The following is a 25,557-nucleotide window of genomic DNA, read 5'->3' on the forward strand; positions in this document are numbered from 1 at the left end:
CCTGCCCTTTTCTTTTGTGCCGACATGGTGTTTTTCTGCGCTCAAAGCAGATTGAGGAACCCAATGTCGCTGCAAGATATCACTGCCCGTATCGCCAAAGCTGAAACCGCCGCAGGGCGGGCTGCGGGGTCTGTCAAACTGATCGCGGTGTCCAAGGTGCAGCCGGATGAGCGTGTGCAGGCCGTTCTGGATCAGGGGCATCGGTGTTTCGGTGAAAACCGGGTGCAAGAGGCCGCTGGCAAATGGCCGGACTTTACTGCGCAATTCCCGGATGTCGATCTGCATCTGATCGGCCCGCTGCAAACCAACAAGGCCCGGCAGGCGATGGAGCTGTTCAGCACCATCCACTCGGTCGATCGGCCCAAGCTGGCCAAGACACTGGCCCGTTTGGCGCAGGAGGTCGGCTCCTGCCCGGACCTGTTCATTCAGGTCAATACCGGGGAAGAGAAGCAAAAGGCAGGTATCCTGCCTGCCGATGCCGACGCCTTCATCGCCGAATGCCGGGAACTGGACCTGCCGGTTCGGGGGTTGATGTGCATCCCTCCGGTTGACGAGGAACCTGCGCTGCATTTTGCCCTGCTGGCCAAGATTGCCGGGCGCAATGGTCTTCGGGGTCTGTCGATGGGTATGAGCAATGATTTCGAAAAGGCCATCGCGCTGGGGGCAACCCATGTACGCGTCGGCTCTGCCATTTTTGGCGAACGGGTCAGACCTCAGGAATAATCAGCCGCGTACCCAGCGACACCTTACTGGCAATCCAGTGCAGGTGGTCGCGGCGAAAGGCGACGCAGCCTTCGGTCGGATAGCCGGGGCGCCGCCACTGGTGGATAAAGATCGCCGATCCGTGGCCGGGCACGGCGTTGGGCCAGTTCCAGTCAATGACAAGCACCAGATCATACAGGGGATCGGCGCGGCGCAGCTTTTCATGGCTGAAGGCGTGGGGCGCAGTGACCAGATTGTTGTAGTGGTCGTCCCGGACGTCATCCGACCACAGATCGCGCGGACCGATGGGAATCGCCCATTCGCACGGTTTCGCAATCCGGTCCGGTCGATAAAACATGCCGACGATATGATGCATGCCTGTCGGCGTGGCGCCATCGCCTTCGCGCTTGGTGTTGCTCAGCCCGCCTTTGCCGATGGAGCAGGGAAAGATCCTCCCGCCAAACCGCACGCCACGCGGGGTCAGCACCAGATCGGCAGGTGTCACAGCAGGTGCCCCGATTTAGCCGCCTTGGTGGCCAGATATCCGCGGTTATGGGCGGTTTCGCCGACCTTCAGGGGTACACGTTCGGTCACGGCGATACCGGTTTTCTCCATCATCGCTATTTTCGCCGGATTATTGGTGAGCAACCGAACCGAGCTGAACCCCAGCGATTTCAGAATGTCCGATCCCAGCCGGAAATCACGCTCATCATCCTCAAAGCCCAGCCGGTGATTGGCCTCGACCGTGTCAAAGCCCTGATCCTGCAGGAAATAGGCACGCATCTTGTTGGCCAGGCCGATCCCGCGCCCCTCTTGGTTGAGGTACAGCAGCACGCCGGCCCCTTCCGAGCCCATCTGCGCCAGCGCGCCCCGCAGCTGAGGGCCGCAGTCGCATTTCAGACTGCCCATCAGGTCACCGGTGAAGCAGGCCGAATGCAGCCGCGCCAGAACCGGCTTGTCGCGATCAGGACGGCCGATTTCGACGGCGTAATGCTCTTCGCCGCCATCCTCGGGACGGAACACGTGCAGCCGTCCGGCCTCGGATACCTCCATCGGCAGCCGGGCTGCAACGACGGCATGCAATTCGCTGCGGTCGGCCAGATGCGGCGCGGCGCGGGTGTGGTCAATGCAGGTCAGGCCGTGTTGGGCCGCGAAACCGCGCCCGTCTTCGATTGGCATGACCACGGCTGCAGGCAGCAACCGCGCCGATTTGGTCAGGGCGATGGCGATGCGGTGCAGGTTGGCGTGACCCTGCCGCTCGGTCATCAGGGGGCCTTTCATCGGCGCATTCAGATCGTCAGACGGGTCGGCCACGGCCTGAACCCAGGCAATATCCGCGTCGGCCGGAATGATCACCCGGGCCAGATCACCGTCATAGGCCCGCGCCTTCAGCGTTTCGGCTCGGCGTACGGTGACGGCGACCACCGGCTCGCCGCCAAGGCTGCGCAGATCCGCAAGCCGCTGGGCGCTCAGCGTTTCGGTGGCAATCGCCAGCACGCTGAAGCCGCTGTCATCGGTCAGGGCAACCGGAACCCCCATGCGCAGGTCCGCGCGGGCCCGCGCCAGCAATTCTGAAATATCCGGGATCAGACTCATCTATGTTACCCTGTAACGTTCTGGCCTTCCTGTAGCCTGATAGAACGGAAATGTGAAACATTTCCTCCGCCTCGGACACGAGGGCGTGAGACTATTGCAGTAAACCTTGTTGATTGCATCTTCTGCGCGCAAGTGGTGGAAAAGGCTTAGGAGGACCGGACATGGCTCAGCTCAAGAAAATCCTGCTGGTGGATGACGACGAAGACCTGCGCGAGGCGCTCAGCGAGCAACTTGTGATGACCGAGGATTTCGACGTGTTCGAAGCCCATGACGGTGCATCCGCGATGGAGCGCGCGCGCGAGGCGATTTACGATCTGGTCATTCTGGACGTCGGCCTGCCGGATACCGACGGTCGCGAGCTGTGCCGCCTGATGCGCAAACAGGGTGTCAAAAGCCCGATTCTAATGCTGACAGGTCATGACAGCGACGCGGATACCATTCTGGGTCTGGATGCGGGGGCTAATGACTATGTCTCAAAGCCGTTCAAATTTCCGGTTCTGCTGGCCCGCATTCGTGCCCAGCTGCGTCAGCACGAACAGTCCGAGGACGCAGTGTTCGTTCTGGGGCCGTACACGTTCAAGCCTGCGATGAAGATGCTGATCACCGAAGAGGATCGCAAAATCCGGCTGACCGAGAAAGAAACCAATATTCTCAAGTTCCTGTACCGCTCGACCGATGGCGTCGTTGCCCGCGACGTGCTGCTGCACGAGGTCTGGGGCTATAACGCTGGTGTCACCACCCACACGCTGGAAACGCACATCTACCGCCTGCGCCAGAAGATCGAGCCCGATCCGTCCAATGCCCGCCTTTTGGTCACAGAATCGGGTGGATATCGACTGGTTTCTTAACTCGTTGTGGATTGACGTAGATCAAAGTGATACTCTGGATGTGTAATTAGATATCTCCCAACCCGAGCATGTCCGGGTTATGACATGCACCTCCCTGTTGGACTGCCGGGCCTTTGGCCCGGCCTTTTTTTATAATTGGTTGAAGCGAAGGTAAATCTACCGCCTCGGGGAATAGGTTAACTGGTTCCATCTTTCTCCAGGACAGTGCCGTAGGTCATACCACTGCGGAGACTGCGGAAATCAGCGTAGATCTTGCCATCTTCAAAGGTGGCATCAATCAGTCCGTTCACTTTGCGGTCTTCACCAGTGCGGCTTTCGACCATGGCAATCGTGCCCGAACCATCGCGGCTGATTGTTCCCGTCACCTGACCTTCGTTCCAACGGTCCGAGCCGATGCGGCTCCATTTGCTGGTGCCCCAGAATGCATTGTCCTGTTGTTCTTTGATCTCCAGAACCCATTCGGACTGGTTGAAACGCGGTGCCCCGTCGCTGTGTTCGTTGGGCAGGGCGGCTATTGTGTGAATGCCGCTCCAGACTCCGCGCAGGTCGGGTGCGTTATCGGCGGCCGCAAGGGTGGCAAAAGCAAAGGTGCTGGCCAGAGCGGCTGCGCCAAGTGTCTTAAATCTGGTCATGATCTCCTCCGTTTTCTTTCCACAGATGTTGGGGGTGGAAGCTGCGATTTCCATGTGGGCGTTGATAAATAAAGGTGAATTCATCTACGCTTCATATAGGGGAAATCGCGGTCACGGCGTGGGCTTCAAAACACAATTGCCACTGTCATTTCCCATGGTGCCGGGCGAAACGTCACGCTAATCTGCGCCAACCGCGACAGAGGAATCCCCCATGCCCTTTACCCTTGCCACCTGGAACATCAACTCGGTCCGCCTGCGCGAGCCCATCGTGCTGAAATTGCTGCAGGAAGAGGCTCCGGATGTTCTGTGTCTGCAGGAGTGTAAGTCTCCTGTCGAAAAGATCCCGACCGAAGGGTTCGCCGAGCTGGGCTATACCCACATGGTTGCGCGCGGGCAGAAAGGCTATAACGGCGTCGCCATCCTGTCGCGCCTGCCGATGGAGGAGGTGGGCGATAAGGATTTCGCAGGTCTCGGCCATGCACGCCACATCGCCGGCCGGTTGGAAAACGGCGTCACCATCCACAACTTTTACGTCCCTGCAGGCGGTGACGTTCCGGATCGCGAGGTGAATGAGAAGTTCGGCCAAAAGCTGGATTACCTCACCGATATGCGCGACTGGTTCCACGCGGAAAAGCCGGAAAAATCCATTCTGGTAGGCGATCTGAACATCGCCCCGCGCGAGGATGATGTGTGGTCGCACAAACAACTGCTCAAGGTCGTTTCACATACGCCGATCGAGGTGGAGCAACTGGCCGAAACGCAGGATGCAGGCGGTTGGGTGGATATCACCCGGCAGGATATCCCCGAAGGGCAGCTCTATAGCTGGTGGTCCTACCGGGCGCGCGATTGGGATGCGGCCGACAAGGGGCGGCGGCTGGATCATGTCTGGGCCACGCCCGATATCTCGAACGCCGGTCATTCCAGCCGCATCCTGCGCGACGCGCGCGGATGGGAAAAACCCAGTGACCACGCACCCGTTTTTGCCAGTTTCGATCTGTAAAGCGGCAACTCTGCCCTTGGTTTCCGCAGCCAGCGGTTGCATATAGGGCGCAAGTTCGAACCGGAGAGTGAATGCCATGGACCTTCTGAACGCCGCAGGTGCCCCCGAGACCACCGATCTGATCAAGGACGGAACCGAGGCCACGTTCATGGCCGACGTGGTCGAAGCCTCGCAGGAGATCCCGGTCATCGTGGATTTCTGGGCGCCCTGGTGTGGCCCGTGCAAGACATTGGGCCCGCTGCTGGAAGAGGCCGTGACCGCCGCCAAGGGCGCGGTGAAGATAGTCAAGATCAACGTGGACGAGGCGCAGATGATCGCCGGTCAGTTGCGCGTCCAGTCGATCCCGACCGTCTATGCCTTTTTCAAAGGTCAGCCGGTGGACGGATTTCAGGGCGCGTTGCCGGGTTCCGAGATCAAGGCCTTTATTGACCGCGTGATCGAGGCCGCAGGTGGCGAAAGCCCCGGTGGGCAACTGGACGACGCCGTTCAGGCCGCCGAAGAGATGCTGGCCGAAGGCGCGGCCAGTGACGCAGCCCAGACTTTCGCGGCCATTCTGGGTGAAGACCCCAACCATGCCGGTGCATATGGCGGGCTGGTTCGCGCCCACATCGCTGCCGGTGATCTGGAACAGGCCGAGGCTATTCTGAACGGCGCACCGGCTGAGATATCCTCGTCGCCCGAATTGGAAGCCGCCCATGCGCAGCTGGAATTGGCCAAACAGGCCGCCGATGCCGGCCCCGTGGCCGAGCTGACCGCAGCGGTCGAGGCCGAGCCGGGCAACCATCAGGCGCGGTTTGATCTGGCGCAGGCGTTGCACGCCAATGGCGATGTGGAAGAGGCCGTCGCACAGCTGCTGGAACTGTTCCGCCGCGACCGCGAATGGAATGATGGTGCCGCCAAGACGCAGCTGTTCACCATCTTCGATGCGCTCAAGCCCAACGATCCGATTGTTCTGAACGGCCGCCGCAAGCTCAGCTCGATGATATTTGCCTAATCCCGGATCAGAGCTACACTCGGGTACATGATGCATCCCGCTGATCTGCCGGAAACGGTATCCGTTTTTCCTTTGCCGGGGGCGCTGCTGCTGCCTCGTTCGCGCCTTCCGCTGCATATATTCGAGCCGCGCTATCTTCAAATGCTGGACGATGCCCTGAAAACGCAGGAACGCTTGATTGGCATGGTTCAGCCAAACCCCTGTCAGAGCGATGAGGACAAACTGCACCAGATCGGTTGCGCCGGGCGGGTGACGCAGTTTTCCGAAACCGAAGATGGCCGCTATCTGATCACGCTGACCGGTATTTCGAGGTTCCGCGTCACGTCCGAGCTGGACGCCTTCACCCCCTATCGGCGCTGCGCCGTGTCATGGGGTGGGTTTGACCGCGATCTGGGCAAGGCCGAGCTGGACGGCGGGTTCGACCGGTCCCGGTTTCTGGATCTGCTGGAGCGTTTCTTCGCCTCGCGTCAGCTGTCGACGGACTGGGACACGCTGAAAGACGCCGATGATGAGTTACTGGTCAATTCACTGTCGATGCTGCTGGATTTTGACCCTGAAGAGAAGCAGGCATTGCTGGAGGCGCCTTGCCTGCGTACCCGGCGCGAGACTTTGGTGACATTGATAGAATTCGCCATGCGCGGCGGAACGAACGAGGAAAAACTGCAATGACCGACCCTGAACATCCCTTTGACCGGCACATGCTTGAGGCGCTGATCTGCCCGCAAACCCATACCACGCTGCACTATGACGCTGAGAAACAGGAGCTGGTGTCCAAGGCGGCAGGTCTGGCCTTCCCGATCCGCAACGGCATCCCGGTGATGCTGGTGGATGAGGCGCGCGAGCTAGACTGATTTCGGCTCAGCGTCGATATCCGATTATGGTGCAGATTCCGCCTTTCTTCTCGATCTGGAACTGACCAAGGTCGCGCGCAATAGATTCAATATCTGCACGAAAACTCACCCACTCGATCGATCGTAGTTCGACCGGTCCAAACTCGATGGTGTCCATGTATGGCCTGGGGCATTCTAGGCTCGGAGGAAACCGCAAGTTCTTAACTTCCTCCACATCAATGAATTTGACAGTCATATGAGGTGGTGCAGTTCCTGAAGCGTCAAGCGCTTTAAACAACTTTCGCCATTTGGTATCCGACATCAGAGACGCCGAAAAATGCTGTCGAGCAAAGCGGCCTGCTTGATGCGATGAATGTGTCGTCAAATCGGGCGGCCCTGTAGCAGTTTCGGCAGGTCTCCGGTCAGCCCGGCGGCCTCGCGCACAAAGCCGCGGCGTAGTCCGGGCAGAGAGCCGACGATCCCCATCCCGATATCACGCCCCATGCGCAGCAGCGAATTGTCGTTGGAAAACAGCTTGTTGAACACATCCGTCGCCATCGCCAGCGCGGCAGTGTCAAAGCGGCGCCATTCCTGATAGCGCTCCAGCACCAGAACCGAGCCGATGTCTTCGCCACGCCGTCCGGCCAGCGTCAGCACCTCGGCCAGAGCGCCCACGTCACGCAGGCCTGCGTTCAGGCCTTGACCGGCGATGGGGTGCATGCCGTGGGCGGCGTCTCCGACCAGGGCCATGCGGTCGCCGATAAAGGAATTGGCGATGGTCAGGTTCAGCGGATAGGTGAACCGGTCTCCGGCCAAGCGGATGTCGCCCAGAAAATCACCGAACCGGGGGCGCAGAACCTGCAGATACTCGGCCTCGGGCAGGGCGTTGATGCGTTGTGCGGCCTCGGTGCGTTCGCTCCAGACGATGGAGCTGCGGTTGCCGGTCAGCGGCAGGATCGCCAGCGGGCCGGGCGGCATGAAGAACTGATGTGCGACGCCGTGATGCGGCAGGTCGTGTTCGATGGCGCAGACCAGCGCAGTCTGGCCGTAGTCCCAGCCGGTGCGCTTGATGCCCGCGCGCGCTGCGGTGCCGCTGCGGCGCCCGTCGCAGCCGACCAGCAGGCCACCGGTGACGGTGCTGTTATCGTCCAGCGTCAGGGTCACGCGGGTTGCGTCAGCCTCTTGCGCGATGACCGTCCGGCCGCTGATCTGGGTGACGCCCTTTTCCTTGGCCATCGCGTCCAGAAAGGCGCGGCGCAGGTGGCGGTCCTCGACCATATAGCCCATCGGACCTTCTTCGATCTCGGCGTGGTCGAAATGCATGAAGAACGGCGACGGCCCCGCGCCCGCATGGCCGTCGGTGACCTTGATCTCCAACATCGGCTGGGCGTGTTCGGCGACCCGCTCCCATACCCCGATCGCGTCCAGCAGGCGTTGTGACGCCAGCGCCAGAGCATAGGCGCGCCCGTCAAAGGCCGCGTTCTTGCGCACCGTTTCGGCCAAGGCGTCGATCACGGTGACGGAATGCCCCGTCTGCGCCAGAGCCAGGGCCAGGGCTGGGCCGTTCAGCCCGCCGCCAACGATCAGGATATCGGTCTTCTGTTCCATGCCCCGCAATATGCGCGGCCATTCGGGATTGTCCATGTGCGGTCCTGTCGCTACCGTCCGATAACGCGATTTTCCAAAGGGGGCAGGGATGCAGGACTGGCTGACCATGACGGCGTGTGATCTGGGCAGGGGTATCGGCATGGGCCGGATTGATCCGGTGGAACTGACCGAGACCTATCTGTCCGCTATCGATGCCCACCCCCACCGCGACCGGATCTACGCCCGCGTGACCCACGACCGCGCCCGCGCCGAGGCCAGGGCGGCGCAGGAACGTGCGAAGCTGGGCCTGCGCCTGTCGCTGTTGGATGGCGTGCCGATCAGTTGGAAAGACTTGTTTGACAGCGCCGGAACCGCGACCGAGGCCGGATCGGCTCTGTTGCAAGGCCGCGTGCCTGAGGCCGACGCAGTTGTGCTGCGCAACGCCACCGCGCTGGGGGCCGTCTGCCTGGGTAAAACCCATATGAGCGAACTGGCCTTTTCCGGGCTGGGCCTGAACCCGATCACCGGAACCCCGCCCTGCATCGATGACGAAGCGGCTGTCTCCGGCGGCTCATCCTCGGGGGCTGCGGCATCGGTGGCCTGGGGCCTGGCGGCCGGCGGAATTGGCTCGGACACCGGTGGATCGGTGCGTATCCCGGCGGCCTGGAACAACCTGGTCGGGCTGAAAACCACTGCCGGTCGGGTCAGTCTGGAAGGGGTCGTGCCCTTGTGCCTGCGCTTTGACACCGCTGGTCCGCTGGCGCGTTCGGTCGAGGACGCGGCGCATCTGCTGGCTTTGCTGGAAGGGAACACACCGGCCGATCTGCGCGGTGCCAGCCTGAAAGGCCGACGCTTTGCCGATCTGCAGAACGTGGCAAAAGACGATCTGCGGGACGCTCCGCGCAAGGCCTTCGACGATGCGCTGGACCGTCTGCGGGATGCGGGAGCTGAAATCGTGCCCCTTGAAGTACCCGAACTGAACGAGGCGATGGGCCTGTCCGGTATCCTCTATACAACCGAGGCGTACGGGTTGTGGCGTGACGTGATCGAGGCCAACCCGGACGCGATGTACCCGGAAATTCTGGAACGCTTCCGCGCGGGCAAGAACGCCTCTGGTCCCGACTATGTCGCCGCCTGGTCCAAGCTGAAGGCCAGCCGCGCCGCGTGGGACGCGGCTACCTCCGGGTTTGACGCGGTTCTGGCCCCAACTGCCCCCATTCTGCCGCCGAACCTGGACCGTCTGATGGCCGACCACGACTATTATGTCACCGAGAACCTGCTGGCCCTGCGCAACACGCGGATCGGCAACCTGATGGGGCTGGCGGCGCTGACATTGCCCACGTCAACGCCGGGCTGCGGGCTGATGATGATGGGCTATCCGGGGTCCGAAGAGGCCCTGCTGAGGCTGGGATCAGCCGCCGAGGCCGCTTTGGCCTGAATGCCACAATCCCCTGATTCGGCGCCTCTTTGTCTGGACGAAGCGGGGCGCGGCCTGTAATCTGCCAAAAAAACGGGGCGAAAATGATCCCGGTATTGAGGCAACAGTTATGAATTTCCCCGAGCGGTTTTCGAACCTACCGGAATACGCATTCCCGCGTCTGCGCACCCTGTTGGACCATCACCAACCGGGCGGAGAGGTGATTCACATGACCATCGGTGCGCCGATGCATGATTTTCCGGCTTGGGTGACCGATGTGATCACCGAAAATGCCGCCGGGTTTCAGGGGTACCCGCCGAATGAAGGTTCGCCCGAGCTGCGCGGCGCGATCACCGATTGGATCGCGCGCCGCTATGGTGTGCAGATGGATCCGGACACCAACGTGATGGCCCTGAACGGCACGCGCGAGGGTTTGTATAACGCCGCCATGGCGCTGTGCCCCGAGGAAAAACACGGTCAGAAACCGGTCATCCTGTGCCCGAACCCGTTCTATCAGGTCTACATGGTCGCTTCGATCTCGGTCCGGGCTGAGCCGGTATTTGTACCCGCCACGGCCGCCACCGGCCATCTGCCAGACTATGCAGGCTTGCCCGAGGATATCCTGAACCGCACCGTCGCGGCCTATATCTGTTCGCCCGCCAACCCGCAGGGGGCGGTTGCCTCGCACGACTATTGGGTCGAACTGATCCAACTGGCCGAGAAATACGATTTTCGTATTTTCGCCGACGAATGCTATTCCGAGATCTACCGCGATGAGGCCCCCATAGGCGCCCTGACCGTGGCGCAGGAACTGGGTGCTGATCCTGAGCGGGTCACTCTGTTCAACTCGCTGTCGAAACGGTCCAATCTGGCTGGCCTGCGATCCGGTCTGATTGCCGGTGGCCCCGAGACGATTAAGCGGGTCAAACAGTTGCGCAGCTATGCAGGCGCACCGCTGCCGTTGCCTTTGCAGGCCGCTGCGGCCCGGGTTTGGGCCGACGAAGAACATGTGGCCGAGAACCGCGCGCTCTATCAGGAAAAATACGCGATTGCCGATGAGGTCTTCGCTGGCATTCAGGGCTATATGCCGCCCGAGGCCGGGTTTTTCCTGTGGCTGCCGGTCGAAAACGGCGAAGAAACTGCATTGAAAGTCTGGAAGCAAACCGGTGTTCGGGTGCTGCCGGGCGCATATCTTTCTCAAGGTGATCCGGGGCAAAACCCGGGCGAGCAATTTATCCGGGTCGCTCTGGTGGCCCCAAAAACAGAGTTGCGGCCGGGGCTGATCAAGCTCCGCGACTGCATCTATTCGTGAGGTACGAGGGCAAAATGGCATCATATAACGCGCGCAACCGCGATCCATTGCTGGACAGCACGACGCAAGCCGCCATCGAGCGGCGCAGCAAGGAGTTGATCGGGATCGCCCTGATCCTGCTGGGGCTGGCCGCCGCAGCAATGATCTGGTCCTACACGCCGGATGATCCGAACTGGATGGTGTCGACCGATGCGCCGGTGCAGAACTGGATGGGGCGGATCGGTGCCTCGATCGCGGCGCCGCTGTTTATGATTGTCGGTTGGGGCAGCTGGAGCATCGCATTGGTGCTGATCGGCTGGGGCGTGCGTTTTGCCGGGCATTTCGGCGAAGAACGCGCGGTTGGTCGTCTGATCTTTGCCCCGATTTGGATTGCTATTGTCTCAGTCTACGCGGCAACGCTGGTGCCGGGTGAGGCTTGGCGCGCGACCCACAGCTTTGGTTTGGGTGGGTTGTTTGGTGACACCGTGATGGGTGCGCTACTGACGCTGCTGCCGATCTCCTCGCATTTCATGGTCAAAGTGATGTCACTGGCGATGGCCGCCGGAATGCTGACGCTGGGTGTCTTTGTTTTGGGGTTCACCAAAGCCGATGTGCGCAAGGGTTTCCGTGCCTTCCTGTTGGGTCTGGTGATGTCCTACGACATGCTGATGAACCTGCTGGGCCGTGGTGCCGCTGCCACCGCGCAGGCCGCGCGCGACCGTCGCACGCAGTGGGAGGAACGCAAAACCGCCCGTGCCGACGCCGTTTTCGATGATGAAATCGCCTTTGAAGACCCGGTCTTCGAAGAACCGGAGCTTGATGAGCCCGAGCCGGTAAAAACTGGTCTGCTGGCACGGATGCCCAGCCTGATCCGTCGTCCTGATCCGATGCCCGAACCCGAACTGGTCGATCCCGAACCCGTTGCAGGTTTTGACGAAATGCCGGGCGAGGATCGCATCCGGTCCAAAATCTCTGCCGCTGTGCGCAACCGCAAGGTCGCTGCGGGTGAGATGGCGCCTGAACATGATCCGAACCTGCCGCTGACCAAGGGGCGGGGCCGTGGTCCGGACCCGCTGATCCTGAACGCCAGAGGTGGGGAAGACCTGCCGCCCGAACCGCCGATGACGTCGGCTGGCCTACCACCGGAACCAATGCTGACGGCAGAGCCCGCGCCGGGCTGGCAGCAGGACCCGCTGCATGAGGATTTCGCGCCCGAGCCGGATTTCGAAGATGAGGCCGTGTTCGAGGACGCTCCCGAACCCGAGCCGCAGCCGCGTCCGGCGATGAAAATCCCGGTGGCCGAGCCGCGCAAACCGGTGGTCGCCCAACCCGTGCGCCGCACCCCGCCGCCCTCGCGCCGGGCCCAGGCCGAGGCACAGCCTGCGCTGTCCTTTGAGGACAAACATGCGGATTTCGAGTTGCCTCCGCTGGGTCTGCTGTCGAATCCGGCCAGCATCCAGCGCCACCACCTCAGCGATGAGGCGCTGGAGGAAAACGCGCGGATGCTGGAAAACGTGCTGGATGACTATGGAGTCAAGGGCGAGATCGTCAGTGTCCGCCCCGGCCCGGTTGTCACCATGTATGAACTGGAGCCCGCTCCGGGCCTGAAGGCCAGCCGTGTGATCGGTCTGGCGGACGATATCGCACGCTCGATGTCCGCCTTGTCGGCGCGGGTTTCGACCCTGCCGGGCCGATCGGTGATCGGGATTGAACTGCCGAACGAAAACCGCGAAATGGTGGTGCTGCGTGAAATCCTTGCAAGCCGCGATTTTGGCGATGGCAACCACGCGTTGCCTTTGGCGCTGGGCAAGGATATCGGCGGTGAATCTGTTGTGGCGAATCTGGCGAAGATGCCCCACCTGCTGATCGCGGGGACAACCGGGTCCGGTAAATCGGTGGCGATCAACACGATGATCCTGTCGCTGCTGTATAAGCTGACACCGGACGAATGCCGGCTGATCATGATCGACCCCAAGATGCTGGAATTGTCTGTCTATGACGGCATCCCGCACCTGCTGTCGCCCGTTGTGACCGACCCGAAAAAGGCGGTCGTGGCGCTGAAATGGGTCGTGGGTGAGATGGAGGATCGCTACCGCAAGATGTCCAAGATGGGCGTGCGCAACATCGCCGGCTACAATGGCCGAGTGAAGGACGCGCAGGCCAAGGGCGAGATGTTCAGCCGCACGGTCCAGACCGGCTTTGACGACGAAACCGGCGAACCGATGTTCGAGACCGAGGAATTCGCACCAGAGGCGATGCCCTATATCGTCGTCATTGTCGACGAGATGGCCGACCTGATGATGGTCGCGGGCAAGGAAATCGAAGCCTGCATCCAGCGTCTGGCGCAGATGGCGCGGGCCTCGGGTATTCACCTGATCATGGCCACGCAGCGCCCCTCGGTCGATGTGATCACCGGTACGATCAAGGCGAACTTCCCGACCCGTATTTCGTTCCAGGTGACGTCGAAAGTCGATAGCCGCACCATTCTGGGTGAGATGGGCGCCGAGCAATTGCTGGGGCAGGGCGACATGCTCTACATGGCAGGTGGCGCCAAGATCACCCGCTGTCACGGCCCGTTTGTCTCGGATGAAGAAGTTGAGGAAATCGTCAACCACCTGAAGCAGTTTGGCCCGCCTGATTATATGAGCGGCGTAGTCGATGGCCCGGCTGAAGAAAAGGCCGACAATATCGATGCCGTTCTGGGTCTGAACACCGGTGGCAACACCAACGGAGAAGATGCTCTGTACGATCAGGCGGTGGCGATTGTGATCAAGGATCGCAAATGCTCGACCTCCTATATCCAGCGGAAACTCGCCATCGGCTATAACAAAGCCGCCCGGCTGGTTGAGCAGATGGAGGACGAAGGCGTTGTTTCGGCGGCAAATCACGTCGGTAAGCGGGAAATCCTCGTCCCCGAGCAGTAGGATATTTAATAACAAGGGCAGAGCGCATATCTGTGTCACATGAAACAGATTGCTTTTGCCCTTGCCCTGACCCTGGCCGCACCTGCCGCCTGGGCGGCCGATAAACTGCCGCTGTCGCAGATTTCCAACTATCTGAACGATCTGAAAGCCGTTCAGACAACATTCACTCAGGTCAACGACGATGGCTCGCTGAGCACCGGAAAACTGTGGATGCAGCGGCCGGGCAAGATGCGGTTCGAATATGATCCGCCAAGCAGCGCCGTAGTGCTGGCCAACGCGGGCGCGGTGCAGATCTTTGACCCGAAATCGAACCAGCCGCCCGAGCAATACCCGTTGAAACGCACACCGCTGTCGCTGGTGTTGGCGCGCAATGTGAATCTGGGGCAGGCGAATATGGTTGTGGCGCATGATTTCGACGGCACCGCGACGGTCGTGACCGCGCAGGACCCCAAAAACCCCGAGTCCGGCCGGATCGAGCTGATGTTCACCGACAACCCGGTCGAACTGCGCAAATGGGTGATTCACGACAATGCGGGCACCCAGACAACCGTGTTGCTGGGCCAGCTGGACACGGATGCCAACCTGAGCCGGGATTTGTTCACGAAATCGAACAGAAGCGGGTCAAGCAATCGCTGACCCGCCAACCTGTCAGTAGCGGCAACCGGACAGTTGCGCCTGATACAGCTTGGCGCGCGCGTCCACGTCATTGGCGACGTTCAGCAGCCACGTCTTGCCATAGTGGCTGCCGCGGGCGTAACCGGTGTGCCCCTCGTGATAGGCGAGGTACTGGTTGCGCGTGTCGCTGGGGTGAATGCCGTTCCGTTCGTAGCTTTTGTTCATGTACCAGCCGATGAAATCCGACGCGTCGCGGATGCGGTCCCGCTTGGCGCGGCGTTTGCCGGTTTCTTTCTGGTATTGCTCCCAAGTTCCGTCCAACGCCTGGCTGAAGCCGTAGGCGCTGCTTTGGCGGCCCATCGGTATCACACCCAGAACGTATTGGTGCGGCGTGCGGGCATCGTGCTTGTACCGGCTTTCCTGATAGATCGTCGCCATTTGCACGTGGACCGGGACGCCCCATTTCCGTTCGGTGCTTTTGAAGGCCTTTATGTATTCGGGCCGTTCGCGCGCAATGCTGCACGCGTCATTCAGTTTGCTGGGCGGTTGCTTGGAACCACCCCCACAGGATGCCAGAAGCAGCACCCCGAAGAGTACGAAAAGAATTCTGCTCATGTGCCTCGTGCCTTTTTCTTTCATTCTAGCGCAGATTGAGCGTTTAGGAAATCACATTCGTTGCGGAACAATAGCTCGAATTGGAGGTAAAGCGCCTGCGGACAGGGGAATTGAGATCATGAATCACTTTGGCCAAAGTGACGATACGGGCTGCGAATCCCGGCACTGTCGGCCAGAGGTTCACAGACTGTTTCCCTAAATTTCGGATCAATGATTGGCTTTTCGGCCCGGAAACAGGTAGTAAGACCATTGGGGGCAGAAACAATGCTGAAGACACATGCAAAGTATCGCCTGGGTCAGGTGGTTCGTCATAAAAAACATCCCTTCCGAGGGGTGATTTTTGACGTGGATGCAGAGTTTTCGAATACCGAAGAGTGGTATCAGGCCATCCCCGAAGACAGCCGCCCGATCAAGGATCAGCCGTTTTACCACCTGTTGGCGGAAAACGACCAGTCCTTCTATGTTGCTTATGTTTCAGAACAAAATCTGGTTGCGGATCAGTCGGGCGAGCCGGTCGAGCACCCGGATATCCCCGACATGTTCGGGCCGTTCGAAAACGGATCCTACCCGCTGCATTTCCACCTGAACTGAGCTTCTCTAGCCGCGCGTTCACTGGTCAATACCCGAGGGCGCAACCGTCCTTTCGCGGATCACTTGCGCCTTTCAGAACGCCATTTTCACAGATTCGGATGGCCTGTGCTCCGCCCATGGGCGTTTCTGGGATCTCAACAGTGTGGCCAATTTCACACAATTGTTGAGCCGTCTTGGGCGAAATTCCGCGTTCAAGCTTCAATATGCCGTTGTCTGCAAAAGCACGTGGAGCGTCAATGCTGGCCTGCATGCCCAGCCCGTGGTCGGTCAGGTTTGACACGAACCGGGCATGGCCGGTGGGCTGATAGGCGCCGCCCATCACGCCGAACGGCATCAGAACCCGGCCATTCTGTTTCAGGATGCCGGGGATGATGGTGTGCATGGGACGTTTGCCACCGCTCAACTCATTGGGGTGGCCTGCCTGGAGGGTAAAGCCAGCCCCCCGGTTCTGTAGCAGAATGCCGTATTTTTCTGACGCGATCCCCGAGCCGAAGCTGTGAAAGATGGAATAGATCAGCGAGACCGCCATCCTGTCCCGGTCCACCACGGTGACATAGACGGTGTCCCTGTGAATGGCCTCGGTCAGGGGGGCCGCAGCAGGCATCGCGCGCTTGGGGTCGATCAACGCCGCCAGCCTGTCGGCCACGTCCTGATCCAGAAACCGATCCGCATGTGTTGTATGATCGGGATCAGCGATGAACCGGTTGCGGGCGTCATAGGCCAGCTTTGAGGCCTCGGCCTCGATATGCAGACGTTCGGCCCCGAACGGATCCATCCTGGCAAGGTCGAAATTCTTGAGGATGTTCAGCAGCAAAATGGCTGTCGCGCCCTGACCGTTGGGCGGATGCTCGACCAGTTCCAGCCCGTTATATGGGCCGCTGACGGGTCGCGTTTTGGTGCAGGCGGTGGCCAGAAAATCCTCGGCCGTGTGGGTGCCGCCCCGGTGGAACAGCGTTGCGATCATGTCCTCGGCGATGTCGCCGGAGTAAAACGCGTCCCGCCCGTCCCGGGCAATCCGGCGCAGAACCTCGGCCTGACCGGGGGATCGGAAAAGCTGCCCGACCTCAGGCGCCTTGTCGTTGATCAGGTAATGCGTCCGCGCCGCGCCTTGCAGGGTGGCTGCCCCGGTCGCCCAGTCCAACGCAACCCGCGGCGCGACCGGTACGCCGGCCTCGGCATAGTGGATGGCGGGCTGTAGGATGGTGTCCAGCCCCAGCCTGCCCTCGGTTTCCGCCAGATGGCAGAACGCATCGACCGCGCCAGGGATAGTTACCGCGTCCGCCGTATCCAGCGGCACGGCTGGCAACCCTTGTGCCCGCAGTTTCTCGGCATTGGCGGCGGCAGGCGCGCGGCCCGAACCGTTCAGGGCGCGGATTTCGTCCTCTCCGGCCCGGTTGTAAAGGACAAAGCAATCGCCGCCCAACCCGGTCATCTGAGGTTCGCAAATGCCCAGCAGGACCGCACCGGCAATGGCCGCATCCATCGCATTGCCGCCGCGCGCAAGAATGTCCACGGCCACTTTCGCGGCCAGAGGGTGCGACGTCGCGCACATCCCTTCGGTCACCAGAACTTCGGACCGACCCGGAGTGTGAAAATCCCGCATGATGCTTTTCCCGATTTGAACGCGCCGAAGGTATCGCGCGGTCAGAAGTTGTCCAGTCACATGAAGGAGAAGGTCCTCGGCGCCGTTCACTGGGTGGGGGCTGTGACACTTGGCGCCGAGGGAAGCTATCTGAGCTACAGGTATCTTTTTGTCGGTCGTTTGCGGCGCCACAATGGTTCGATCTGGGCCTTATTGTGACGTTTTCTGGCCGTCAGGCAGGATCGGGAAAGTCAAACCGCAGCGACAGCCGGTTGCAGCCGTCAGAGCGTTCATAGCGGATGTCGCTGGTCAATTCGTGGATCAGGAACCAGCCAAACCCGCCTTCGGGCAGGTCTTCGATCGTTGATCCCAACGGTGCGGGTACGCCGTCCGGCACCCGAAACCCGGGCAAGGGGTTGCCGGTGTCCGAGATCAGGATATCCAGCCAGTTCCGGTGCAGGCGGCACCGCACCTTGACCTTGGCCGGTGTCACATCGGCATAGGCGTGTTCCACCACATTGTTGATCGCTTCGGCCAAAGCAATCTTCACGTCCCCCGCCTTGTGCTGCGGCAGCCCCTGTGTCGCCAGGCATCTGCTGAGCCGCGCAATACCGGCGCTGGCCTCAGACTCGGTCGCTGCAAAGCTCAGATCCAAACATTTGCCGTTACACATGGGCATTGGGCCTATTCAGGTGGTCAGGAGGGTCAGCCGGCCGTGGCCGACAGGGCATCATCCAGCGTCGGGTACAATTTGAACACCGTGTCCATGCGGGTCAGCCGGAACACCTTTTCGACAAAGGGATGCAGACCGGCCAGGTCCAGCCTGCGGTCGTTACCAAGCTGCTTCATCGAGGCGACGATGGCGCCCAGCCCGCTTGAATCGATGAATTCAACGCTGCTCAGGTCCAGCACCACACGTCTGGCGCCGCCTTCGGCCTCGTTGCGCATGTCTTCCTTGAACTGGATAGCCATGGCTGCATCAATCCGGTCTGAATGTACTTTGATAATCTGGGTTTCGTCGGTCGTTGTGCTGGTCAGGGCCATGCGCGACGGTCCTCTAATCTGAAAATCGCTGGTAGAAATACGCTAGACGGCAAATCTTACCATTCGGTATCCATCCAATGGAAAAAGAGGAGGATCATGCCGATGAAACAGGTCGTTATCGCCGGGGCCGCGCGCACGCCCATGGGAGGGTTTCAGGGAATGTTCGACGGTGTGGCCGCCGCCGAGCTGGGCGGAACCGCCATCCGGGCCGCGCTGCAGGGCGCGGGTGCTGATACCGTGGATGAGGTGCTGATGGGCTGCGTTTTACCTGCAGGTCAGGGTCAGGCCCCGGCGCGGCAAGCCGGATTTGCGGCTGGTCTTGGCGAAGAAGTGCCCGCGACGACCCTGAACAAGATGTGCGGATCGGGGATGAAGGCGGCGATGATGGCGTATGATCAGATCGCCCTGGGTCATGCAGATACGATGATCGCGGGCGGGATGGAGAGTATGACCAACGCCCCTTATCTGCTGCCCAAGATGCGCGGTGGTGCGCGAATCGGACACGGTCAGGTGGTCGACCACATGTTTCTCGACGGGCTCGAGGACGCCTACGACAAAGGCCGCCTGATGGGCACCTTCGCCGAGGACTGCGCCGAAGCCTATCAGTTCACCCGCGAGGCACAGGACGAATACGCGCTGAGATCGTTGTCCAACGCCTTGTCTGCCCAGGAAAACGGTGCGTTCGAGGGTGAGATCACGCCAGTGACCACCCGCACCCGCAAGGGCGAGGTCACCTTTGCCGAAGACGAACAGCCGCAATCCGCGCGACCCGACAAAATTCCGACTCTGAAACCCGCATTCCGCAAGGACGGTACGGTGACGGCGGCCAACTCCTCATCGATTTCTGACGGGGCCGCTGCGCTGGTCCTGGCCTCGGCCGACGCTGCTGAGGCTCAGGGCCTGACGATACGCGCCCGGATCGTCGGTCACGCCAGCCATGCGCAGGCACCCGGCCTGTTCACGACCGCCCCGGTCCCGGCGGCGCAAAAGCTGCTCTCGGCCATCGGCTGGTCCAAAGACGACGTGGACCTGTGGGAAGTGAACGAGGCATTTGCCGTTGTCCCCATGGCCTTCATGCATGAGATGGGCCTGCCGCGGGACAAGGTGAACGTGAATGGCGGCGCCTGCGCTTTGGGCCACCCGATCGGCGCGTCGGGCGCGCGCATCATGGTCACCTTGTTGAATGCGTTGGAAAAGCGAAACCTCAAACGCGGCATTGCGGCCATCTGCATCGGCGGCGGCGAAGGCACGGCCATCGCCATCGAACGGGTTTGACGCTTCATCTTTTTCCAAATACTCCGGGGGTGAATTGAGCCATCGGCTCAAGAGGGGGCAGCGCCCCCACCCAGCACGGAAAAAGACTGACCATGACCGTTGACTACGACACGCTTGCCAAGACCGTTTCCGCCCTGACCGAAGGCGAAACCGATCAGGTCGCCCTGATGGCCACAATGGCCTGCGAGGTGCACCACGCCGACGACCGCTTCGACTGGACCGGGTTTTACCGGGTGACCGAGCCTGGCCTGCTGAAGATCGGCCCCTATCAGGGCGGGCACGGCTGTCTTGTCATCCCGTTCGAGCGCGGTGTTTGTGGCGCTGCGGCCCGCACCGGCGAGGTGCAACTGGTGCCCGATGTGGATGCGTTTCCGGGTCACATCGCCTGTGCCTCATCCACCCGGTCTGAACTGGTGCTGCCGGTGCGGAATGCCGCGGGTGACGTGATCGCGGTGTTTGATATCGACAGCGATCAGCCGGATGCGTTCACCCAAGAAGATGCAGAGCGGTTGGCCCGCATCCTCGTGCAGGTTTTCGCCTAAGCGGGCAGCGCGGACATCAGGCCGCGTGCCAAAGCTGCCATGTCGCAAAGCAAGTCGCTGCCTGCAGGCAGACGATAGCGAACAGCCACGTGGAAAACCCGCGTTTGCGGGTCTTGTGGTTGAATATCCACCGCCCCATCACTGCGCCAGGGCTACCGCCCAGGGCTGCCAGCCATAATAATCTACGCTCGGGGATGCGTCCTTTACGACGTCGTGCGCGCAGTTTGTCCCAGCCAAAAGCCAGCAGGCTCAGGATGTTAATTGCCCACAGGTAAAGCACAGCGATCCACATATTTGGGGGATATCCACGCCGGGCTGCAGTATCAAATGAAAAAAGACTTGGAATTTTCACAGATTCGGGTCATCGTGAAAAATAGGGAGAAAATTTCACGACAATCAGGAGCGATCGGTGAACACACAGGCCCCCCAAAGCGCGACGCTTGGCGCGGATATCCGCGCCCTGCGCAAGGCGCGCGGTCTGACGCTGACCGAAATTGCCGAACGTCTGAACCGCTCTGTCGGGTGGCTCAGCCAGGTTGAGCGGGACATGTCGGACCCGTCGATTTCGGACCTGCGTCAGATTGCCGAATGTCTGGGTGTGCCGATGTCGATGCTGTTCGCGCATTCCTCGGTGCCGGTGGCCGAGCAGGGTTACGTCGTGCGCGCCGGATCGCGCCGCCCGATGGGCTCGGGCGAGGAAGGGCTGATCGAAGAGCTGCTCTCGCCCGATCTGACCGATGACTTCGAAATGGTGCATTCCACGTTCGAGCCGCATTCAAAGATGCAGACGCCGGCAGACCGCCCAACGCAAGAGGTCGGCTATATGGTGTCAGGTCGTTTGGACCTGGTGATCGGGGGGCGCGCGTTTTCGGTTGGTCCGGGGGACAGCTTCCGCATCAAAAACGAACCCTATCAATGGTCCAACCCGTATGATGAGCCTGCGGTGGCCGTCTGGGTCATCGCGCCACCTGTGTACTGACATGACGGATTCCGCATTCAACATTTGCGGGGTTGGCAAAGCGCTCAGCCATGCGCCAGCAGCAAGGAGATAATCAAATGCATACCGGTTCCTGCCTCTGCGGCGCTGTTTCGTTTGCCATCGACGGTGACCTGTCGCTGCCATCGGCCTGCCATTGCGGCCAGTGTCGCAAACAGTCGGGACATGTCTGGGCCTCGACCACGACCCATCAGGACAATCTCAGCTTTGCCGCCAGCGATGCGCTGCGCTGGTTCCGGGCCTCGGACATCGCGCGGCGCGGCTTTTGCAGTGCCTGCGGGTCTTTCCTGTTCTGGCAGCACAATGACGAGGACACGATTTCCATTTCCATGGGCGCCCTGAGCGAACCCACCGGACTGCACCTCGCCCGGCACATCTTTGTGGCCGACAAGGGCGATTACTACGACATCACAGACGATCTGCCCCAGCGGGCACAGTAAAAGAGGATCAATGCACATGAGCGATTTTCCAACCAAGGCCCGTGTGGTCATCATCGGCGGTGGCGTCGTTGGCTGTTCGTCCCTGTATCATCTGGCCAAGAAGGGCTGGACCGACTGCGTGCTGCTGGAAAAGAACGAACTGACCGCAGGTTCGACGTGGCATGCGGCGGGCAACGTGCCGACGTTTTCGACCTCGTGGGCGATCATGAACATGCAGCGCTATTCGACCGAGCTGTATGCGCGTCTGGCCGACGAAGTTGACTATCCGATGAACTACCACGTGTCGGGGTCGATCCGTCTGGCGCACAGCAAGGAACGGATGCAGGAATTCGAGCGCGCCATGTCGATGGGCCTGTATCAGGGCATCCCGATGGAGATGTGGACCCCGGAACAGGCGAAAGAGCGTTACCCGTTCCTCGAAACCCATGACCTGGAAGGCGTGCTGTACGACCCGACCGATGGTGACATCGACCCGGCGCAGCTGACTCAGGCCTTTGCCAAGGGCGCGCGCGACCTGGGCCAGAAGATCATCCGGTTCTGCCCGGCCACCGACGTCACCCAGCACGATGACGGCACCTGGACCGTGCACACCGAAAAAGGCGACATCGCCTGTGACTATGTTGTGAATGCCGCCGGTTACTATGCCCAGCGTGTGGGTGAGATGTTCAAGGCGTACGGCGGCCGCACCGTGCCCGCGATGGTCATGAGTCACCAGTACCTGCTGACCGACGAAGTGCCCGAGGTCGAGGCGTGGTCGAAGGAAAACGGCGGCAAGCTGCCGCTGCTGCGCGACGTGGATATCTCGTACTACCTGCGTCAGGAAAAGAACGGATTCAACCTCGGCCCCTATGAGCCCAACTGTAAGGGCGAATGGATGACCGAAGACGATCCGATGCCCGAGGATTTCTCGTTCCAGCTGTGGAATGACGATCTGGATCGGATCGAAGACATCGTCACCGACGCGATGGAGCGGGTTCCGCTGATGGCAACCTCGGGTGTGGGCCGCGTCATCAATGGTCCGATCCCCTATGCGCCCGATGGTCTGCCGCTGATTGGCCCGATGCCGGGAGTGACAAATGCGTTCGAAGCCCACAGCTTTACCTTCGGCATCGCGCAGGGCGGTGGTGCAGGCAAGGTGCTGGCCGAATGGATCGTCGATGGTCACACCGAATGGGATATGTGGGCCGTCGATCCGCGCCGCTACACCGACTATACCGATCAGGACTACTGCAACCAGAAAGGCATGGAGGTTTACGGCAACGAATACGCCATGCACTTCCCGCATCACGAATGGCCTGCGGCGCGGGACAAGAAGCTGTCTCCGGTCCATGCCAAGGTTAAGGAACTGGGCGGCGTGATGGGGGCCTATAACGGTTGGGAGCGCGCCAACTGGTTTGCCAAGCCGGGCGACGATACCTCTGAGGGCGCCACCCACACCTGGGGCCGGTTCGGGCCGTGGGAACAGCGCATCAAGGAAGAGTGCGAAGCCGTCCGCGACAATTGCGGCGTGCTCGACCTGCCGGGTTTCTCGCGTTTCATGGTCAAGGGTGAAGGCGCGGCCGAGGCGCTGCGCGGCCTGATCACCGGTGGTCTGCCCAAGGTTGGCCGCATCAACCTCGTCTATATCTCGGACGACCGGGGCCGCATCCTGACCGAGATGTCCTGCGTCCGTCTGGGCGAGGATGAGTTCATGATGATCACCGCCGCCACCGCACAGTGGCATGACCGTGACATCCTGACAAAGGTCATGCCTGCCAGCGTCTCGGTCGAGGACGTCACCACCACCCGCGACACGCTGATCGTGACCGGCCCGAAATCGCGTGAGATCCTGTCGGGTCTGACCGATGCGGACCTGACCGCCGGGTGGCTGACCCATCAGGCGGCCACCGTTGCCGGTAAATCGGCCTTCCTGATCCGTGTCTCCTTCGCCGGTGAGCTGGGCTGGGAAGTCCACGCCCTGAACGAGGACATGCTCGCGATCTACGAGGCGATCCTTGATGCCGGTGCAACGCCGTTCGGGATGTATGCGTTGAACGCGCTGCGGATCGAAAAGGGCTACCGCACCTGGAAGGGCGATCTGTCCAGCGACTACTCGCTGCTGGAAGGGGGTCTGGAACGCTTCGTCAAGCTGGACAAGCCGCAGGACTTCCCCGGCAAGGCCGCGATCCAGAACGAAAAGCAGCAAGGGGTGAAGAAATCCTTTGTCACGCTGACCGTTGAGGCTGGTGATTGCGACGCGCCCTACATGTCTTGCATCTCGCAGAACGGTGAGATTGTGGGTGAAACCACTTCGGGCGCCTGGGGCTATCGCGTCGGCAAATCTATCGCGCTGGGCATGGTCAAGGCCGAAGCTGCCAACCCGGGCACCGAGCTTGAGGTGGAAATCTACGGTCAGAAATACCGCGCTGTGGTACAAGAGGACCAACCGCTCTGGGATCCGGCGAACGAGCGGCTGCGCGTGTAACCCCGGACGGAGGTGCCATGAGCAAGCGATACTCCAAACTGGGGCCCGGTGAGGGCCCCAACTATGACTGGGAAAATGACCATACCTTCGTCAAGGTGTCCGGTCAGGACTCAGGTGGTGCCTATACGCTCATGGAAGACAATCTGAAGGCCAGCTTCGCGCTTGGCCTTCATCGCCACGACAGCCACGCTGAAACTTTCTACTTTCTGGACGGTGAGGTGGATTTCTGTGTCGATGGCGACTGGCACCGGTGCACGGCGGGTACAACGATGCATGTCCCTGCGGGCGTGCCACATGCGTGCCGCGTGGCCGGAGGTGAACCGGCGCGGATGCTGATGATCTTTCAGCCTTCGGGGTTCGATGGCTTCCTTGCCGAGCTTGCGACAATGAACGAGACCGATTTTGCGGATGAGGCTAAGATGGCCGCGCTGAATGCCCGTTACGACATCATTCCGATGGGGCCGGTTCCGCCACATCCGGACGATCAGACCTGAAGGCGGCAGCAGATGACACTCCCCCAAACCATGTCCGGTGTGTACCTGACCCAACACGGCGGGCCAGAGGCGTTGCAATGGCGTGAGGACATCCCGGTTCCCCAACCCGGGCCGGGGCAAGTACTGGTTCGGGTTCTGGCCGCTGGGGTGAACAACACCGATATCAACACGCGGGTCGGCTGGTATTCCTCTGACGTGACAGGCGCGACCGACGCCGTCGATCAGGATGTCGAGGCCGGAGGCTGGGGCGGTGCACTGCACTTCCCGCGCATTCAGGGCGGTGATCTGTGCGGCGTTGTTGAACTGGCCGGGCCTGAGACGGGTTTCCAGCCCGGTCAGCGCGTCACTTGCCCGATTAACCTGCCGCGTCCACGTCCGGGCCATCCGACCGGGTTCATTGCGTTGGGGTCCGAAATGGACGGCGCCTTTGCGCAATATTGCCTGGTCGATGCGGATGACCTTTATGACGTGACCGCCTCGCCGCTGTCGGATGTGGAAATCGCCGCCATCCCCTGCGCTTTTGGCACCGCCGAGAACCTGCTGACCCGTGCAGGTGTGACAGCGGGGCAAAAGGTGTTGATCACCGGAGCGTCCGGTGGTGTCGGTCTGGCCACCGTGCAACTGGCGGCGCTGCGGGGGGCGAATGTTTGGGGCGTGACCAGCCCGGCAAAGGCAGAGGTGGTCAAAGGGCAAGGCGCGATCGAAACCTTTGCTCGCGATGCGGCGCTGCCTGCGGATATGTTCGATGTTGTGATTGATGTGGTGGGCGGCCCGGCATGGCCCGGCCTGATACTGGCCTTGAAGCCGGGTGGCCACTATGCCGTGTCGGGCGCGATTGCAGGACCGCTCGTTCAGGCCGACCTGCGCGACATCTATCTGCGTGACATCACCATCCACGGCTGCACCCATCAGGCCTTTGACGTGTTCGGACGATTGGTCGAGATGATCAATGCCGGTCGGATCAGGCCCTTGATCTCAAAGACTTATCCGCTAAAGGACATTGCGGCGGCGCAGATGGATTTTCAATCCAAGGCATTCCCGGGCAAACTTGTTCTGATTCCGTGAAAGGGCTGGGGA

General features: G+C 61.0%; 28 protein-coding genes. 18 read left to right on the forward strand and 10 right to left on the reverse strand.

What is annotated here, in order from left to right:
- The first annotated feature begins 63 nt into the window (after positions 1-63).
- On the forward strand, positions 64-723 hold the full coding sequence (locus ACR0NT_RS14455; protein ID WP_170673134.1) for a YggS family pyridoxal phosphate-dependent enzyme: 660 nt from the start codon (positions 64-66) through the stop codon (positions 721-723).
- On the opposite strand, the gene ACR0NT_RS14460 is transcribed toward ACR0NT_RS14455, so the two are convergent.
- Together ACR0NT_RS14460 and ribA are read right to left on the reverse strand one after the other, a co-directional pair.
- Positions 707-1,207, reverse strand: a complete 501-nt coding sequence (locus ACR0NT_RS14460) for a L,D-transpeptidase family protein (protein ID WP_170673137.1) — start codon at positions 1,205-1,207, stop codon at positions 707-709. The two genes, ACR0NT_RS14455 and ACR0NT_RS14460, sit on opposite strands and share 17 nt — an antisense overlap.
- Positions 1,204-2,298 (reverse strand): GTP cyclohydrolase II, encoded by a 1,095-nt coding sequence (ribA, locus tag ACR0NT_RS14465; protein ID WP_170673140.1) that lies wholly within the window; start codon positions 2,296-2,298, stop codon positions 1,204-1,206. Before ribA ends, ACR0NT_RS14460 begins: the two co-directional genes overlap by 4 nt.
- Before the next feature lie 161 nt (positions 2,299-2,459).
- On the opposite strand from ribA, the gene ACR0NT_RS14470 reads away from it, so the two are divergent.
- Entirely contained in the window at positions 2,460-3,146 is a 687-nt protein-coding gene (locus ACR0NT_RS14470) for a response regulator transcription factor (RefSeq protein WP_170447042.1), read from the forward strand.
- 176 nt (positions 3,147-3,322) lie between these two features.
- Here ACR0NT_RS14470 and ACR0NT_RS14475 read toward each other — a convergent pair whose 3' ends face one another.
- Entirely contained in the window at positions 3,323-3,778 is a 456-nt protein-coding gene (locus ACR0NT_RS14475) for a hypothetical protein (RefSeq protein ID WP_170673143.1), read from the reverse strand.
- Between the two features lie 211 nt (positions 3,779-3,989).
- Between ACR0NT_RS14475 and ACR0NT_RS14480 the strand changes: the two genes are divergently transcribed.
- The 4 genes from ACR0NT_RS14480 to ACR0NT_RS14495 all read left to right on the forward strand — a co-directional run bounded on the left by ACR0NT_RS14480 (position 3,990) and on the right by ACR0NT_RS14495 (position 6,623).
- Entirely contained in the window at positions 3,990-4,778 is a 789-nt protein-coding gene (locus ACR0NT_RS14480; RefSeq protein WP_170447038.1) for an exodeoxyribonuclease III, read from the forward strand.
- 76 nt (positions 4,779-4,854) lie between these two features.
- Complete coding sequence (locus ACR0NT_RS14485) at positions 4,855-5,772, forward strand: thioredoxin family protein (RefSeq protein WP_170673146.1); 918 nt, start codon at positions 4,855-4,857, stop codon at positions 5,770-5,772.
- A gap of 27 nt (positions 5,773-5,799) precedes the next feature.
- Entirely contained in the window at positions 5,800-6,441 is a 642-nt protein-coding gene (locus ACR0NT_RS14490; RefSeq protein WP_170447034.1) for an LON peptidase substrate-binding domain-containing protein, read from the forward strand.
- Positions 6,438-6,623 (forward strand): Trm112 family protein, encoded by a 186-nt coding sequence (locus ACR0NT_RS14495; protein WP_170673149.1) that lies wholly within the window; start codon positions 6,438-6,440, stop codon positions 6,621-6,623. The genes ACR0NT_RS14490 and ACR0NT_RS14495 overlap by 4 nt, the downstream gene beginning before the upstream one ends.
- 7 nt (positions 6,624-6,630) lie before the next feature.
- Here ACR0NT_RS14495 and ACR0NT_RS14500 read toward each other — a convergent pair whose 3' ends face one another.
- Both ACR0NT_RS14500 and ACR0NT_RS14505 read right to left on the reverse strand, forming a co-directional pair.
- Positions 6,631-6,987, reverse strand: a complete 357-nt coding sequence (locus tag ACR0NT_RS14500; RefSeq protein ID WP_480443277.1) for a DUF6678 family protein — start codon at positions 6,985-6,987, stop codon at positions 6,631-6,633.
- The gene (locus tag ACR0NT_RS14505) at positions 6,984-8,246 is read right to left on the reverse strand and encodes an FAD-dependent monooxygenase (RefSeq protein ID WP_480443279.1); all 1,263 of its coding nucleotides are present in this window, start codon (positions 8,244-8,246) and stop codon (positions 6,984-6,986) included. The genes ACR0NT_RS14500 and ACR0NT_RS14505 overlap by 4 nt, the downstream gene beginning before the upstream one ends.
- Before the next feature lie 52 nt (positions 8,247-8,298).
- Between ACR0NT_RS14505 and ACR0NT_RS14510 the strand changes: the two genes are divergently transcribed.
- The 4 genes from ACR0NT_RS14510 to ACR0NT_RS14525 all read left to right on the forward strand — a co-directional run bounded on the left by ACR0NT_RS14510 (position 8,299) and on the right by ACR0NT_RS14525 (position 14,457).
- Positions 8,299-9,627, forward strand: a complete 1,329-nt coding sequence (locus ACR0NT_RS14510) for an amidase family protein (protein ID WP_170673153.1) — start codon at positions 8,299-8,301, stop codon at positions 9,625-9,627.
- 109 nt (positions 9,628-9,736) lie between these two features.
- The gene (locus tag ACR0NT_RS14515; protein ID WP_170673156.1) at positions 9,737-10,918 is read left to right on the forward strand and encodes an aminotransferase class I/II-fold pyridoxal phosphate-dependent enzyme; all 1,182 of its coding nucleotides are present in this window, start codon (positions 9,737-9,739) and stop codon (positions 10,916-10,918) included.
- Between the two features lie 14 nt (positions 10,919-10,932).
- Positions 10,933-13,821, forward strand: a complete 2,889-nt coding sequence (locus ACR0NT_RS14520; RefSeq protein ID WP_170673167.1) for a DNA translocase FtsK — start codon at positions 10,933-10,935, stop codon at positions 13,819-13,821.
- Between the two features lie 39 nt (positions 13,822-13,860).
- Positions 13,861-14,457: an outer membrane lipoprotein carrier protein LolA gene (locus ACR0NT_RS14525; RefSeq protein ID WP_170447024.1), complete on the forward strand. Its 597-nt coding sequence runs from the start codon at positions 13,861-13,863 to the stop codon at positions 14,455-14,457.
- Positions 14,458-14,469: 12 nt separating this feature from the next.
- Here ACR0NT_RS14525 and ACR0NT_RS14530 read toward each other — a convergent pair whose 3' ends face one another.
- Entirely contained in the window at positions 14,470-15,051 is a 582-nt protein-coding gene (locus ACR0NT_RS14530) for a transglycosylase SLT domain-containing protein (protein WP_170447022.1), read from the reverse strand.
- A gap of 264 nt (positions 15,052-15,315) precedes the next feature.
- On the opposite strand from ACR0NT_RS14530, the gene hspQ reads away from it, so the two are divergent.
- Positions 15,316-15,642, forward strand: coding sequence for a heat shock protein HspQ (hspQ, locus tag ACR0NT_RS14535; RefSeq protein WP_170328114.1), 327 nt, complete (start codon positions 15,316-15,318; stop codon positions 15,640-15,642).
- Between the two features lie 25 nt (positions 15,643-15,667).
- Here the strand turns inward: hspQ and ACR0NT_RS14540 are convergent, their stop codons facing one another.
- The 3 genes from ACR0NT_RS14540 to ACR0NT_RS14550 all read right to left on the reverse strand — a co-directional run bounded on the left by ACR0NT_RS14540 (position 15,668) and on the right by ACR0NT_RS14550 (position 18,268).
- Positions 15,668-17,245: a gamma-glutamyltransferase family protein gene (locus ACR0NT_RS14540; RefSeq protein ID WP_170447020.1), complete on the reverse strand. Its 1,578-nt coding sequence runs from the start codon at positions 17,243-17,245 to the stop codon at positions 15,668-15,670.
- A gap of 211 nt (positions 17,246-17,456) precedes the next feature.
- Positions 17,457-17,897: an ATP-binding protein gene (locus ACR0NT_RS14545; protein WP_480443282.1), complete on the reverse strand. Its 441-nt coding sequence runs from the start codon at positions 17,895-17,897 to the stop codon at positions 17,457-17,459.
- A 32-nt stretch (positions 17,898-17,929) separates the two neighbouring features.
- Entirely contained in the window at positions 17,930-18,268 is a 339-nt protein-coding gene (locus ACR0NT_RS14550) for an STAS domain-containing protein (protein WP_170447016.1), read from the reverse strand.
- A gap of 102 nt (positions 18,269-18,370) precedes the next feature.
- Between ACR0NT_RS14550 and ACR0NT_RS14555 the strand changes: the two genes are divergently transcribed.
- Both ACR0NT_RS14555 and ACR0NT_RS14560 read left to right on the forward strand, forming a co-directional pair.
- Complete coding sequence (locus ACR0NT_RS14555) at positions 18,371-19,543, forward strand: acetyl-CoA C-acyltransferase (RefSeq protein WP_170673171.1); 1,173 nt, start codon at positions 18,371-18,373, stop codon at positions 19,541-19,543.
- A 92-nt stretch (positions 19,544-19,635) separates the two neighbouring features.
- The gene (locus ACR0NT_RS14560) at positions 19,636-20,085 is read left to right on the forward strand and encodes a GAF domain-containing protein (protein WP_170447012.1); all 450 of its coding nucleotides are present in this window, start codon (positions 19,636-19,638) and stop codon (positions 20,083-20,085) included.
- Positions 20,086-20,101: 16 nt separating this feature from the next.
- On the opposite strand, the gene ACR0NT_RS14565 is transcribed toward ACR0NT_RS14560, so the two are convergent.
- Positions 20,102-20,377, reverse strand: a complete 276-nt coding sequence (locus ACR0NT_RS14565) for a DUF1294 domain-containing protein (RefSeq protein WP_170673173.1) — start codon at positions 20,375-20,377, stop codon at positions 20,102-20,104.
- Positions 20,378-20,494: 117 nt separating this feature from the next.
- Between ACR0NT_RS14565 and ACR0NT_RS14570 the strand changes: the two genes are divergently transcribed.
- The 5 genes from ACR0NT_RS14570 to ACR0NT_RS14590 all read left to right on the forward strand — a co-directional run bounded on the left by ACR0NT_RS14570 (position 20,495) and on the right by ACR0NT_RS14590 (position 25,545).
- A complete protein-coding gene (locus tag ACR0NT_RS14570) occupies positions 20,495-21,064 on the forward strand; it encodes an XRE family transcriptional regulator (RefSeq protein WP_170447008.1) in 570 nt (189 codons plus the stop codon).
- A 77-nt stretch (positions 21,065-21,141) separates the two neighbouring features.
- Positions 21,142-21,522, forward strand: coding sequence for a GFA family protein (locus tag ACR0NT_RS14575; protein WP_170673175.1), 381 nt, complete (start codon positions 21,142-21,144; stop codon positions 21,520-21,522).
- Between the two features lie 16 nt (positions 21,523-21,538).
- Positions 21,539-23,986, forward strand: a complete 2,448-nt coding sequence (locus ACR0NT_RS14580) for a GcvT family protein (protein WP_170673177.1) — start codon at positions 21,539-21,541, stop codon at positions 23,984-23,986.
- Positions 23,987-24,003: 17 nt separating this feature from the next.
- A complete protein-coding gene (locus ACR0NT_RS14585; RefSeq protein WP_170673179.1) occupies positions 24,004-24,480 on the forward strand; it encodes a cupin domain-containing protein in 477 nt (158 codons plus the stop codon).
- Positions 24,481-24,492: 12 nt separating this feature from the next.
- Positions 24,493-25,545 (forward strand): zinc-binding dehydrogenase, encoded by a 1,053-nt coding sequence (locus tag ACR0NT_RS14590; RefSeq protein ID WP_170673181.1) that lies wholly within the window; start codon positions 24,493-24,495, stop codon positions 25,543-25,545.
- Positions 25,546-25,557 lie beyond the last annotated feature (12 nt).

It is taken from the genome of Ruegeria sp. AB10 (assembly GCF_056542745.1).